Raw genomic sequence first — 13,018 nt, 5'->3', positions numbered from 1 at the left:
CAACATGCAAGACGGAATTTACGCCAAATTTAATACAACAAAAGGAAGTATTTTAGTAAAATTAACGCACGACAAAACACCAGGTACAGTTGGAAACTTTGTAGGTTTAGCCGAAGGTCAATTGGAAAACACCTACAAAGCAATGGGCGAACCTTATTACAACGGAATAAAATTTCATAGAGTGATTCCAGATTTTATGGTTCAAGCAGGTTGTCCTTTAGGAACAGGTACAGGTGATGGTGGTTATAAATTTGACGATGAATTTCATCCTGAATTAAAACACGACAAACCGGGTGTTTTGTCTATGGCAAATGCGGGTCCTGGTACAAATGGAACACAGTTTTTTATTACACATATACCAACAGAATGGTTGGATAATAAACATACGGTTTTTGGACATGTAATTGAAGGTCAGGATATTGTTGATGCTATAGCTCAAGAAGATGTTATTGATACTTTAGAAATTGTTCGAGTAGGAGAAGAAGCTCAAAAGTGGAATGCTATTGAATCATTTCGATCATTTGAAGGTTCTCGTGATAAAAGAAACGCATCACTTAAACAAGAGGCTGAAGCGGCATTGGAAAAAGTTGCGGCTGGTTTTGAAAAAACAGAAAGTGGATTACGTTATAAAATGATCCAAAACGGAAATGGTACTCAAGCCGCCAAAGGAAAAACAGTTTCAGTTCATTATGAAGGCTCATTAGAGAATGGAAAAGTTTTTGATTCTTCATACAAAAGAAAACAACCTATTGATTTCACATTAGGAGTTGGTCAAGTTATTTCGGGATGGGATGAAGGTATTGCTCTATTAAAAGTGGGAGACAAAGCACGTTTTGTAATTCCGTCATATCTAGGATATGGTTCACAAGGTGCAGGAGGTGTAATTCCACCAGATGCTACATTAATTTTTGATGTAGAATTGATGAACGTGAAATAAACCGTTTCAGCATTTTTAATACTAAACTATAAATCCTGATGAATTCATTTTATCAGGATTTTTTTTATATTTACTAAAATAAAAATTATATGAAATTGAAATTAATTTTTTGTATTGCCGTTACAGCCTTTTTGGGTTCATGTTCGTCAAAATTAAGCTTAGTTACCATACCAGTAAAAGAAGATAGTAGTGCCGAAATTATTTTAACTCAAAATCAACAAGAAGGAAAACATCTTTTTGAGACCAATTGTGTCAAATGCCATATGCTCTATGATCCTATAAATTTTAATACCAAACAATGGATTTCAATATTAAAAAGAATGCAACCCAATACAGATTTAACGGATGATCAAAGAGAACTAGTATACGATTATGTAACAAAAAACCTGTAATTTTAAGTTTTTAACTTCTAAATCTTAAGTTTTTATAAAAAAAAGAGGTATTATTATGCAATTATTTCCACTTAATATTGCAGCCAATACTTGGTTTTTGTACTTCATTTAAATGGCGATTGTAAAGGATACTATCTATTGCATTTCTCAAATCACTACCACTTAACGAAATTCCATTTCCGGGTCTTGAGTCGTCTAATTGTCCTCTATAAATTAATTTATCTTGCGCGTCAAATAAATAAAAATCAGGTGTACAAGCCGCATCATACAATTTAGCAACTTCTTGATTTTCATCATATAAATAAGGGAATTCCATTTTATTTTTATGAGCAAAAAAAGTCATTTTTTCAGGTGAATCTTGCGGATAATTTAACACATCATTACTCGATATTCCTACAATTCCTATACCTTGAACCCTATAATCATTCGCAATTTTTATCAGTTCGTCCATTACATGAATTACAAACGGACAGTGGTTACACATAAAAACAACTAGAGTTCCTTTTTTACCTTTACATGCTTGATAACTAATACTTGAATTAAAATTGGTTGCAGGCAATATAAAATCGGGCGCTTTTGTTCCTAAAGGGAGCATGTTTGATGCAGTTAGTGACATAATGCTTATGGTTTTTAGATGATGTTTTTGTAGTTATACGAAAGGAATTTGAAAAGGTTACAAGATTTTCTTATTTTTGAAGTTAAATTAGATGCAAAATGCAAAACGAAATTAGTTGGTTAGATTTTGAAAAAGTTGAAATGCGTATAGGTACAATTCTTAAAGTTAGTGATTTTCCTGAAGCTCGAAAACCTGCATATCAAATAAAAATAGATTTTGGAATAGCAATAGGAATCAAGAAAACATCAGCTCAAATTACTACAAAGTATAACAAAGAAGAACTAATTGGAAAGCAAATTGTTGCCGTAATTAATTTTCCTAAAAAACAAATTGGTAATTTTATGAGTGAATGTTTGCTGTTGGGATCACTTGGTGAAAATAAAGATGTGGTTTTGCTTTCTTCTGATAAAAAGGTAGAAAACGGTTTGCGTATAGGTTAAATCAAATAGAGAATAGAATATTTATTCTATTCTCTATTTGAAAAATAACTATTATATAAAACAACTATTCCTGCATGCTGTGATATACATTCATAACATCATCGTCTTCTTCAATTTTTTCCAATAATTTTTCAACATCGGCGACTTCTTCTGTAGTTAATTGTTTGGTAACTTGAGGTATGCGTTCAAAACCTGACGATAGAATTTCTAAATTTCGAGTTTCTAATTCTTTTTGAATGGTTCCAAAGCTTTCAAAAGGACCATACATAAGAATTCCATCTTCATCTTCAAAGATTTCTTCAACACCAAAATCTATCATCTCAAGTTCCAATTCTTCAACATCTTGCCCTTCAGCAGGTATTCTAAAATTACAAGTATGATCAAACATAAATTCAACCGAGCCTTGTGTTCCAAATGTTCCGTTACATTTATTAAAATAACTTCTAATGTTGGCAACAGTTCGGTTGTTATTATCTGTAGCTGTTTCAATTAAAATAGCAATGCCGTGTGGAGCATATCCCTCAAATAATACTTCTTTATAGTTGGCAGTATCTTTGTCAGTTGCTTTTTTAATAGCCCGTTCTACATTGTCTTTGGGCATATTTGCCGATTTGGCATTTTGTATAACGGCTCTTAATCGTGAGTTCGCATCAGGATTTGGTCCTCCTTCTTTTACTGCCATTACAATATCCTTCCCAATTCGTGTAAACGTTTTTGCCATAGCTGACCAACGTTTCATTTTTCGTGCTTTCCTAAATTCGAATGCTCTACCCATTTCTTATTGTTTTATGCTGTGCGAAAATTGTTTTTGAAATTTAAACTTCAAAGCAATATTTCAAAATTTACTTTTTATAAAAAGGCATTTTCACAACTTTAGCTTTAATATCTTTATTTCTAATTCTAATATAAATTTCAGAATCTGGAGTTGAAAACGGTATAGTTACATACCCCATTCCAATAGCTATTCCTAATGTAGGGGCTTGTGTTCCAGAAGTTACAATACCAATAATGTTTCCATCTGCATCAACTATTTCGTAATCGTGACGTGGAATTCCTCTGTCAACCATTTCAAAACCAACCAGTTTACGATTTATACCTGCTTCTTTTTGCGCTTTTAAGTTTTCTGAATTCACGAAATCTTTTGTAAATTTTGTAATCCAACCCAAACCAGCTTCTAAAGGAGAAGTTGTATCGTTAATATCATTTCCATATAAACAAAAGCCCATTTCTAGGCGTAAGGTGTCACGAGCTGCTAAGCCAATGGGTTTAATTCCAAACGCTGCACCTGCTTCGAAAACTTTTGTCCAAATTTGTTCTGCATCGTTATTCTTACAGTAGATTTCAAATCCACCAGAACCCGTATAACCCGTTGCAGAAATGATTACATTTTCTATTCCAGCAAAATTGGCTATTTCAAAATGGTAATATTTTATTTGTGATAAATCTACTGAGGTTAAAGACTGCATGGCTTCAATAGCCTTTGGACCTTGAATAGCTAATAATGAATAATCTTCCGATAAATCCTTCATATCAACCCCCATATCATTATGAGATGAAATCCAGTTCCAATCTTTTTCAATATTTGATGCATTTACAACCAATAAATAGTGCTCTTCTTCAATTTTATAAATGATTAAATCATCTACAATACCGCCGTCATTATTAGGCAAACACGAATACTGTGCTTTACCAATTTCAAGAGTAGATGCGTCATTAGAAGACACTTTCTGAATGAGGTCTAATGCTTTTTCACCAGACAACATAAATTCACCCATATGCGAAACGTCAAAAACACCTACACCAGTCCTTACATATTCATGTTCTGCATTAACACCTTCATATTGAACAGGCATATTGTATCCAGCAAAAGGAACCATTTTTGCACCAAGACTTTCGTGAATGTGAGATAAAGCTGTATTTTTCATTTTTTTAAAGGATCAATAATATTAAGGTGCGAATTTATTGAAAATTTATTAATTTGAAGCTATTTCCTGCTATCCATCGCAATCTTTTCTTTTTTAAAGAAAAAAAAGAAAAGTATTTCCATTCCTATCAGGGCTAGGGTATCTCGTTATTAAATAATATTTTGAAAAAAATTGAACCATTTAGATATTTAGAAAATTTAGTAAAACCTAGATGAAACTAAATGTCTTAATGGTTCAAAAAATATTTAAAGTCTTCATAAGTCGAAATTTTAATACTCACTTTCTCTTTGTTTATAACACCTTCAATCTGTATAGGAATAGGAATTTTAATGTTTAATAAAGGTTCAACTTCATCTAAAAACTTAATTGGGTGAGCTGTTTCTAATATAAAACCAATACTTTCCGATTTATTTTGCATTTCCTTTTTCAAGCCCAAATATCCAATTGCACCATGAGGTTCGGCTACATATCCAAAAGAATTATACATGTGTTTTATTGCAATTTTAGTTTCTTCATCCGTATAGGAATATGATGAAAAATCCTTTTTAAAGGCTTTTAAATCATGATTATACATTTCCTGAATACGAACAAAATTACTTGGATTACCAACATCCATAGCATTTGAAATTGTAGCAACAGAAGGTTTTGGTTCATAAATTCCATCTTTTAAAAACCTTGGAACTGTGTCATTAGCATTTGTTGAAGCTACAAAGTGGGTGAGTGGTAAGCCTAATTTTTTAGCTAAAATTCCAGCACAAATGTTTCCAAAATTTCCGCTTGGACAAGAAACAATCAAAGACTTGTTAAATTTTTTCAATTCCTTGTATGCAAAGAAAAAATAAAACATTTGAGGCAACCAGCGAGCAATGTTTATTGAATTAGCTGAAGTTAGATTAAAGTTTTTCAAATCTTCATCTAAAAACGCTTTCTTAACCATATCTTGACAATCATCAAAAACTCCATCAACTTCCAAAGCTGTAATATTTTGTCCTAATGTTGTCAACTGTTTTTCCTGAATGTTACTAACTTTTCCAGAAGGATAAAGAATAATTACTTTAACACCTTTCACTCCTAAAAAACCACTAGCAACAGCACCTCCAGTATCACCAGAAGTCGCCACTAAAACAGTGTTTTGTTGATTTTTATTGCGGTTAAAATAAGCTAAACATCTCGACATAAACCGGGCGCCAACATCTTTAAAAGCCATAGTTGGCCCATGAAACAATTCGAGCGAATAAACGTTTTTTTCTACTTGAACTAAAGGAAAATCAAAGCTAAGTGTTTCTGTTATTATTTGTTTTAACTCGTCTTCAGGTATTTCGTCACCTATAAATTGATTGATTACTTCAAAAGCAATTTCTACATTAGAAAGGTTTTCAATATTTTTGAAAAAAGACTCTTTTAACGGTTCTAAATTTTCAGGAAAATACAATCCTCTATCGGGAGCAAGTCCTTGAATTACTGCTTCTTCAAAAGAAACATATTTTTTTTTATTGTTGAGGCTATAATATTTCATTAATTCATAATTGTTTTAGTTCCTTCGGAATTAATTTGCGAAACATGAATGTCAAATTTAATATTTGTGGATAAAAAACTTTTTTTCATGGCATTCGCAACTTTTTTTGCTTTTTCTTTTCCTTTACACAAAGCAAATATAGATGGGCCTGCCCCAGAAATTCCAGAGCCTAACGCTCCATTTTGCAGAGCCGAATTTTTAACATCATCAAAATGAGGTATTAAATGTTTTCTAAAAGGTTCTACAATTACATCAGTTAGCGAACGACCAATTAAATCATAATCATTGGTGTATAAACCTGCAATTAAACCGCCCAAGTTGCCTGTTTGAGTAATTGCTGATTGTAAAGGAATCATTGGCTGAATAACGGCTCTAGCATCAGCTGTTTTTATTTCTATATGTGGATGTAAAACTATAGCATATAAGGAATTTGGACTTTTAATTTCAACTATATCTAAAGGGTTGTAGCCTCTAATTAAAGTAAAGCCACCCAACAAGCAAGGCGCAACATTATCTGCATGTTCAGAGCCACTGGCAATCACCTCGCCTTTCATGGCAAAATAAACCAATTCTATTTTAGTAAAAGGCCTATCTAAAAGTTCATTGATTCCATAAACTGCTCCAGCTGCACTTGCTGAAGAACTGCCAATACCGCTTCCTGCTTTTATATTTTTGTAAATTTCTATTTCAAAACCAAAGTCTAAGTCAAGATTTTCAATTAGAGCTAAGCCAGCAACTCCAGCTACATTTTTTTTAGTTTCTATAGGTAAATTTGCACCTTCAATTTTGGTTATTTTGATGCCCTTATTTGAAGATTTTCTAATAATCATTTCGTCGCCTATTACATCTAAACATAGACCTAGTATGTCAAACCCACAATTGAGGTTAGCAATGGTTGCTGGGCAAAATATTTTTATTTCATTCATTTATTTTAGTTTCTAAGTGACGTACAAAAAAAGTAGCTGATAATGCTGTTCTTTTTAATGAGCTCTTGGTTACTTTACAATTGTATTTATACATTTCCAATTCGAACTACATCGGCAAATATACCTGATGCTGTAACTGCTGCACCTGCACCTGCACCTTTTATCAATAGGGGCTGGTCCAAATATCTATCTGTGTAAAATTGGACAATATTATCTTTTCCTTCCAAGTTGTAAAATGGACTGCTTGATGGTATAAATTCTAAACCTACACTTGCTTTACCGTTTTCAAATGTAGCAACAAATTTTAAACGACTATCTATAGCTTTGGCTTTTATTAATAAGTTCTCAAAATGAGAGGCGTTTTTAAGTAGTGAGGCAAAAAAGGATTCGTTGTCTTTTGTGTTCATGCATTCTGAAGGTAAAAATGATTTGTTTTCAATATCTTCTATTTCCATTTGATACCCACTTTCTCGTATCAAAATTAATATTTTTCGGGCCACATCAATTCCGCTTAAATCGATTTTAGGATCGGGTTCTGTAAATCCTTGAATTCCTGCTTCCTTAACAACATCGTGAAATGAATAGTTTTCGTTAAAATTATTAAAAATAAAGTTTAAACTACCCGACAAAACAGCTTCAATTTTATGTACTTTATCGCCTGAAGCTATTAAATGCTTTAAGGTGTCTATTATAGGTAAACCTGCTCCAACATTTGTTTCAAATAAGAATGGAGCATTATATTTTCGAGATAAATATTTTAGATTTTTATAATTTTCGTATTTCGAAGAACAGGCAATTTTATTGCAGGTTACAACAGCTATATTTTCTCTTAAAAACTGATCATAAATAGAAGCTACCAAATCATTAGCTGTAATGTCAACAAAAATACTGTTGCGTAAATTTAGTTTTTTTGCTTTAAAAACAAATTGATTAATGTTAGCATTTTCGCCGTTTTTTAAAAGTTCTTTCCAATCTTTTATAGCAATTGCATCTTCGTTAAAATGCATTTTTCTTGAATTAGAAATCGCAATAACTCTCATGTTTATTTTTAGGTTTTCTTTTAAGAATTTTTTTTGTTGGTAAATTTGATCCATAAATTTTTCACCTACATTTCCAACACCCATAACAAACAAGTTTAACTGTTTTGTGTTTTCTTCAAAAAACCTTTCGTGTAGAGTGTTTAAAGCTTTTTTTACATCATTTTTATTTATAACAACAGAAATATTTCGTTCAGAAGCCCCTTGAGCGATTGCTCTAATGTTTACATTGTTTTTACCAAGTGTGCTAAACATTTTGCCACTCAATCCTTGATGATTTTTCATATTTTCACCCACCAAAGCAACAATACATAAATCAGATTCAACGATACAAGGATTTATTTTATTTTGATTAATTTCAAGTTCAAAAGTAGCGTCAATAGCATTTTTAGCATTGTAAGCTTCTTCATTTTGAATACCTATACAGATGGAATGTTCTGAAGATGCTTGCGTAATAAAAACCACATTAATATTTTCTTTTGACAAAACTTCAAACAATCGTTTTGATGATCCAGAAACACCAATCATTCCTGATCCTTCAATGGTAACGAGTGCTATGTTTTCAATATGTGAAATTCCTTTTATAGGATTTCCATTAGTTTGTGTGCCATTTGATATAAGAGTTCCATTAGCTTCAGGTTCAAAAGTATTTTTTATCCAAATAGGAATGTTTGAAACAAGAACAGGTTGTATGGTAGGTGGATACAAAACTTTAGCACCAAAATGAGATAATTCCATCGCTTCTTGATACGTAATGGTTTCGATTGGTTGAGCTTGTTTTACAATTTTTGGATTTGCCGTATACATCCCACTAACATCAGTCCATATTTCTAAAGAAGATGCTTTACATGCATTTGCTATAATTGCAGCAGTAAAATCAGATCCTCCTCTTCCTAAAGTTGTAGTATTTCCTTTTATATCTGAAGCAATAAATCCAGGCATTAAAAGTACTTGTTTGGTGTTGGTTTTAAAAAAACCAGCTAGTAATGAATTAGTCAAGGTAAAATCAACTGAAGCTTTTCCAAAATTTGAATTGGTTTTAATCAACTCTCTACTGTCTTTAAACAGGGCATTTGGAATGTTTTCTTCTATTGCAGTTGCTATAATTTGAGAAGATAACAATTCTCCAAAACTTACAATTGCATCGGCAGTTCTAGTCGACAATTCCCCTAGTAAAAAACAACCGTCTAACAATGTTTTAAGTTGATTGAATTCATTTTCGATTGTTACAAATAGTTTTGGTTGATTTTTTTTAGAAACTAAATTCGTAATGGTCTCAACATGTTTTTGATTGATATCTTTTAAACTAATTTTATAGTTTTTGTTTTTTAAAGCTGCTTCACTTGAGGCTTTTAAAAGCATGTCTGTTACACCGCTTAATGCAGAAACAACTACTACAAGCCTCTCGCTTTTTGCTTTATTAGATATTATGTTTAGTGCTAATTTTATATTTTGTGCATTGGCAACAGAAGTTCCACCAAATTTTAATACGATCATTTTTTTTGAATTTTGAATGTAATTATTTTTCTTTTTTACAAAAGAATATGTGCGATTGGATTATATGTTAAAATTATACCCCTACGGGGTTGTAATTGTTGTAGAAGTCGTGCCCATAATACGAATAACCAAAGAAATGGTTATTGAAAAAATAAAGGATATTTTTTTATGTATATGCACATGACAAATATAGAATTATAATTTTGAGTTAAAAATTACACTACAATTTTTACGAATACTTAATTTATTTTACTGTCTAAATACATTTTTTAGTAGATTAATAACAATACGTCGTTCAAATTGAAGATATCATAACAAAATAGTACCTAAAAATGTTGTTTATTAAGTTTTGATTGTAGAATTTTGACGTATAATTAAAAAAAAAAACATGGAAAACACTCATTACATCAATTCCAATTTATTATCTATAGATACGATTCAAAGTATCATATTAGAAGAAAAAAAGTTAGCCTTATCTGAAGAATCAGTTGCAAATATTAATAACTGCAGAACGTATTTAGATGATAAAATGAAGTCAAATGACAAACCTATTTATGGAATTAATACGGGGTTTGGTTCATTATATAATGTAAAAATATCAAATGATAATTTAACTAAACTTCAAGAAAATTTAATAAAATCACATGCTTGTGGAACAGGAGAAGAAGTGCCTGAAGCGATTGTAAAAATAATGTTATTGTTAAAAATTCAATCCTTAAGTTATGGTCATTCGGGTATTCAATTGGTTACTGTTCAGCGTTTAGTTGATATGTATAACTACCATATATTACCCGTTATTTACACTTTAGGTTCATTAGGTGCTAGTGGTGATTTAGCCCCTTTAGCTCATCTTGCATTGCCTTTGATAGGAGAAGGAGAAGCTTATATGGATGGATTAAGACAACCGTCTTTTAAAATCTTAAAAAAAATGAATTGGCAACCCATACAAATGCAATCAAAAGAGGGTTTAGCCTTATTAAACGGAACCCAATTTATGAGTGCTTATGGTGTTTATATTCTTTTAAAATCATCTAAATTGTCTTATTTGGCAGATTTAATTGGAACTATTTCTTTAGAAGGTTTTGATGGTAGAATTGAGCCATTTAATGAATTGATTCACTTAATAAGACCCCATAAAGGACAAATAGAAACGGCACAGCGTTTGACTGAATTTTTAGAAGATAGTGAAATTATTGCTCAGAGCAAGAAACACGTTCAAGATCCTTATTCGTTTCGATGCATGCCACAAGTTCATGGTGCCAGCAAAGACACCATTGATTATGTTAAAAAAGTGTTTAGAACCGAAATTAATTCGGTTACTGATAATCCTAATATTTTTGTAGGGGAAGACGAAATCATTTCAGGAGGAAATTTTCATGGACAACCCTTAGCTTTAGGTTTTGATTTTTTAGGAATTGCATTGGCCGAATTGGGAAGTATTTCCGAAAGAAGGACTTATCAATTAATTTCTGGATTGCGTAATTTACCTGCTTTTTTAGTTGATGATCCAGGTTTAAATTCAGGGTTTATGATTCCGCAATATACAGCAGCCAGTATTGTTAGTCAAAACAAACAATTGGCTACGCCAGCGAGTATAGATAGTATAGTGTCAAGTAATGGTCAAGAAGATCACGTTTCTATGGGTGCAAATGCCGCTACAAAAACATTGCGTATTGTTGATAATTTAGAGCGTATTTTAGCCATTGAATTGATGAATGCTTCACAAGCACTAGAATTTAGAAGGCCTTTGAAATCGAGTGCATTTATTGAAATGTTTATCAAATCATATCGAGAAGAAGTTCCGTTTGTAAAAGAAGATCGCATTTTGCATTATGATATTGAAAATACAATTGCTTTTTTACAGAGTTTTCAAATAGAATTAGAGGATTAACTTTTACTAAAATATAAAAAGAAGCCATTTTAGTAGGCGTTATTTTAAATAAATAGTACCTACTAAAATTGCTTCCATTTAAAATTTTTTTCTATAGCCTTAATCATTTCGCCGGCAATATCTTTATTTGTAGCTCCTTCAATACCTTCCAAACCAGGAGACGAATTTACTTCTAGCAACAATGGTCCTTTGCTGGAACGAATAATATCTACACCCGCAACTTTTAAATCCATTGCCTTTGCAGCTTTAATGGCTATTCTCTTTTCTTCTATGGTGACTTTTACAACAGAAGCTGTTCCGCCCATGTGAATATTAGCTCTAAATTCTCCAGGAGCTGCTTCTCTTTGCATAGCTGCAACAACTTTGCCATCTACCACAAAAAGACGCAAATCTTTTCCGTTGGCTTCTTTGATGAATTCTTGGACTAATATGTTAGCATTTAAGCTTTTAAAAGCATTAATTACTGATTCTGCAGCTTTTTTAGTTTCGGCTAATACAACCCCTTTTCCTTGTGTTCCTTCTAACAATTTAACGATAAGCGGAGAACCCCCAACCATTTTAATTAAATCATCGGTGTCTAAGGGAGAATTTGCAAATCCTGTTGTAGGAATATCTACACCGCTATTTAAAAGTAATTGCAATGAAAATAATTTATCTCGCGATTGTGTAATTGCAGCAGCATTGTTTAATGCAAAAACCTTTAAAGCTTCAAATTGACGCGTTAAGGCACAGCCATAATACGTCATGCTTGGACGAATTCTTGGAATTACAGCGTCAAAATTGTCTAAAATTTTTCCGCCTCTATAATGAATTTCAGGCGTATCTGCATCTAATTTCATGTAGCAGTACTTTAGATTTAAAAAATGCATTTCGTGTCCACGCATTTCACCGGCTTCCATAATTCGTTTATTGCTGTACAATTCTGGATTGCTGGCTAAAAGGCCAATTCGTAATCCTTTTTTTTCTTTATTTTCGTTATAATAATATTCTTTTAATTTTTCATTACTGGGCTGTCCTAATAAAAATTTTTGTTCTGGATCAACAATGACTCTTCCAGACATGGCTTCTCTTCCTAAAAGCATTCGAAATCCCATGGAATCTCTATTGGTTAAGGTAACTTCAATTTCCCATGTTTTATCTCCTAGGGTGACTAGTGTTTGAATTACAAATCGTTTTTCACGATTACCACTGGAACTTTTAACAATACGTTTGTCGAGCAATGGTGCTTCGCAATGTATTAAAGCTTCTGCATTATTTTGAATGGGATTGATGTCAAATTTTACCCATTCTTTATTATCAATTGTAAATGATTTTATATTTACGGCATGTAGTGCTGAGGTTTTTGCTCCAGAATCTACTCTTGCCTTTATGGTTGGTATGCCTATAGAAGACAATGTACACCATTCTTCACTTCCTACAATTACTTTTTGTTGCATGATAAATATTGATTGATAATAAACGAATGGTTTTTTTAGTTTTAAAATTTACTTTTCAGCAGGTTTTTTGAATTTTTTTATGGTTACAATTAGCTCTTGTTTTTCATCCTCTAAATCCATAAATATTTCATCGCCTTCATGAATTTTTGAAGTGATTATTTTTTCTGCTAAAGCATCTTCTACATATTTTTGAATGGCTCGTTTTAAAGGTCGAGCTCCAAATTGTTTGTCAAATCCTTTTTCAGCAATATAGTTTTTTGCTTTTTCAGATAAATTTAAGGTATAGCCTAATTCTTTAATTCTAAGGCATAATTTATCCATTTCAATGTCGATAATTTTATCAATATCTTCTTTTTCTAATGTGTTAAAAACAACCACATCATCAATACGATTTAAAAATTCAGG

11 protein-coding genes and 1 pseudogene are annotated in these 13,018 nt (G+C 31.8%); 4 read left to right on the top strand and 8 right to left on the bottom strand.

Annotation, left to right across the window (positions count from 1 at the left end; genetic code table 11):
* Nucleotides 1–4 precede the first annotated feature (4 nt).
* Together AABM47_RS08880 and AABM47_RS08875 are read left to right on the top strand one after the other, a co-directional pair.
* Nucleotides 5–937 carry a peptidylprolyl isomerase gene (locus tag AABM47_RS08880; protein WP_338410568.1) on the top strand — a complete coding sequence of 311 codons (933 nt, stop codon included), beginning with the start codon at nt 5–7 and terminating at the stop codon, nt 935–937.
* Between the two features lie 89 nt (nt 938–1,026).
* Nucleotides 1,027–1,329, top strand: a complete 303-nt coding sequence (locus AABM47_RS08875; RefSeq protein ID WP_338410567.1) for a cytochrome C — start codon at nt 1,027–1,029, stop codon at nt 1,327–1,329.
* A 61-nt stretch (nt 1,330–1,390) separates the two neighbouring features.
* On the opposite strand, the gene AABM47_RS08870 is transcribed toward AABM47_RS08875, so the two are convergent.
* On the bottom strand, nt 1,391–1,945 hold the full coding sequence (locus tag AABM47_RS08870; protein WP_338410566.1) for a thioredoxin family protein: 555 nt from the start codon (nt 1,943–1,945) through the stop codon (nt 1,391–1,393).
* Nucleotides 1,946–2,043: 98 nt separating this feature from the next.
* Between AABM47_RS08870 and AABM47_RS08865 the strand changes: the two genes are divergently transcribed.
* On the top strand, nt 2,044–2,385 hold the full coding sequence (locus tag AABM47_RS08865) for a tRNA-binding protein (RefSeq protein WP_338410565.1): 342 nt from the start codon (nt 2,044–2,046) through the stop codon (nt 2,383–2,385).
* 64 nt (nt 2,386–2,449) lie between these two features.
* Here AABM47_RS08865 and AABM47_RS08860 read toward each other — a convergent pair whose 3' ends face one another.
* The 5 genes from AABM47_RS08860 to thrA all read right to left on the bottom strand — a co-directional run bounded on the left by AABM47_RS08860 (nt 2,450) and on the right by thrA (nt 9,286).
* On the bottom strand, nt 2,450–3,160 hold the full coding sequence (locus AABM47_RS08860) for a YebC/PmpR family DNA-binding transcriptional regulator (RefSeq protein ID WP_338410564.1): 711 nt from the start codon (nt 3,158–3,160) through the stop codon (nt 2,450–2,452).
* Nucleotides 3,161–3,227: 67 nt separating this feature from the next.
* The gene (gene gcvT, locus AABM47_RS08855; protein WP_338410563.1) at nt 3,228–4,310 is read right to left on the bottom strand and encodes a glycine cleavage system aminomethyltransferase GcvT; all 1,083 of its coding nucleotides are present in this window, start codon (nt 4,308–4,310) and stop codon (nt 3,228–3,230) included.
* A gap of 226 nt (nt 4,311–4,536) precedes the next feature.
* The gene (gene thrC, locus AABM47_RS08850) at nt 4,537–5,826 is read right to left on the bottom strand and encodes a threonine synthase (protein ID WP_338410562.1); all 1,290 of its coding nucleotides are present in this window, start codon (nt 5,824–5,826) and stop codon (nt 4,537–4,539) included.
* Nucleotides 5,826–6,752 (bottom strand): homoserine kinase, encoded by a 927-nt coding sequence (locus tag AABM47_RS08845; RefSeq protein ID WP_338410561.1) that lies wholly within the window; start codon nt 6,750–6,752, stop codon nt 5,826–5,828. Before AABM47_RS08845 ends, thrC begins: the two co-directional genes overlap by 1 nt.
* A gap of 86 nt (nt 6,753–6,838) precedes the next feature.
* A complete protein-coding gene (gene thrA / locus AABM47_RS08840; RefSeq protein WP_338410560.1) occupies nt 6,839–9,286 on the bottom strand; it encodes a bifunctional aspartate kinase/homoserine dehydrogenase I in 2,448 nt (815 codons plus the stop codon).
* A 388-nt stretch (nt 9,287–9,674) separates the two neighbouring features.
* Between thrA and hutH the strand changes: the two genes are divergently transcribed.
* On the top strand, nt 9,675–11,177 hold the full coding sequence (gene hutH / locus AABM47_RS08835; protein ID WP_338410559.1) for a histidine ammonia-lyase: 1,503 nt from the start codon (nt 9,675–9,677) through the stop codon (nt 11,175–11,177).
* A 62-nt stretch (nt 11,178–11,239) separates the two neighbouring features.
* On the opposite strand, the gene rimK is transcribed toward hutH, so the two are convergent.
* Both rimK and AABM47_RS08825 read right to left on the bottom strand, forming a co-directional pair.
* Complete coding sequence (rimK, locus tag AABM47_RS08830; RefSeq protein WP_338410558.1) at nt 11,240–12,613, bottom strand: 30S ribosomal protein S6--L-glutamate ligase; 1,374 nt, start codon at nt 12,611–12,613, stop codon at nt 11,240–11,242.
* A gap of 48 nt (nt 12,614–12,661) precedes the next feature.
* A pseudogene (locus AABM47_RS08825) lies at nt 12,662–13,018 on the bottom strand (ATP-dependent Clp protease ATP-binding subunit); the annotation flags it as partial.

The sequence above is a fragment of the uncultured Flavobacterium sp. genome (assembly GCF_963925415.1).
Lineage (GTDB): Bacteria > Bacteroidota > Bacteroidia > Flavobacteriales > Flavobacteriaceae > Flavobacterium.
Note: the sequence above shows the minus strand (reverse complement) of the source record. Positions and strands in the feature narration are given on the sequence as shown.